At 67.9% G+C, this 1,068-nt stretch carries 1 protein-coding gene and 1 pseudogene; both read right to left on the bottom strand.

What is annotated here, in order from left to right:
* A partial coding sequence (locus E1211_RS32125; RefSeq protein WP_132353869.1) for an SDR family NAD(P)-dependent oxidoreductase occupies positions 1 to 113 on the bottom strand: 113 nt, incomplete at its 3' end.
* 204 nt (positions 114 to 317) lie between these two features.
* A pseudogene (locus tag E1211_RS33985) lies at positions 318 to 1,068 on the bottom strand (transposase); the annotation flags it as partial.

Genomic DNA, 1,068 nt, shown 5'->3' with positions numbered 1-1,068 from the left:
CCCGCGTAGTTGACGACCAGGGCGTAACCCTCCTCGGCCAGCCGCTGCACGACCTGCCGGCCGATGCCCCGGGAGCCGCCGGTGACGATCGCTACCCGCTGTTCCTTGCTCATGTCGAGCCTCCGTTAACCCGTGTCCTATTTTCGCCAGACCGAGCCTCTCCTGCACAAGCATCAGATCCAACGAGTATTTCTGATTCGCAGCATCTGTTTTGGTGATCCGATGGGAGCTAAGGGCCTGGCGCACTCGTACGCGAGCCTCCCTGGCCGTGCGTCAGCAGCCGGTCGGGGAAGTAGGAGGCCCGCCGCAGCTTAGGTTCAGGCTGCGGTGCGGATAGCCGGTGCAGGTCGGGTGAAGGCCTTCGGTCCCGGACAAGCGCCCGGAGAAAGTCGACGCGTCGCCGGGCAAGGGCGAACATCGCCTGCCGGTGGTCCTTGCCTGCGGCCCGTTTCTTCTCGGAGTAGGCGCGGGAAGTAGGGCATTCCCTGGCGGCGGCGAACGCGGCCACCCACAAGATGTGTCGCAGTCTACGGTGGTGTCGGCGGGGCTGGTGATGGTTTCTGGAAATCGTTCCGGAGTCTCGCGAAAGGAGCCAAGCCGGCGTGCGCGGCGAGGTTCGCGGGACTGTCGTATTTCGGTCATGCCCGCGGTGTGGGCGAGCAATTCCGCGGTAAGGAGGGGACCCATGCCGGGCAGGCTCTCGACGATCGGGGCGAGGGGGTGCTGGTCGAGGTGTTCGGCGATGAGGTCGTCAACGGCGGCGATGCGCTGCTCGATGGCGAGGATCTCGGTGGCCATCTGCCCGACCACCAAGGCGGCGGGTTGGCCGGGCATGGTGACGGTCCGCTGCCGCGCGGCGGCGACCATCGCTTCGGCGACGTGGGCGGCGTTCTTGACCTGGTTACGGCGGAGCAGGACGGTGATCCGGTCGACCCAGCGTGCCGGTTCACCCCAGGTGGCGGGATCACCGAAGACGAACTCACCGCCGTGGCGGGGTGGACGGCCGACTACCCCCGGCTGCCGAGGCGGCACAGCCCGGCGCAGGACCCGGTCCGAGCGCATCCGGGC

This window comes from Micromonospora sp. 15K316 (assembly GCF_004348525.1).
Classification (GTDB): domain Bacteria; phylum Actinomycetota; class Actinomycetes; order Mycobacteriales; family Micromonosporaceae; genus Micromonospora.
The sequence above is the reverse complement of the archived record's forward strand: the minus strand, read 5'-3'. Positions and strand labels throughout refer to the sequence as shown.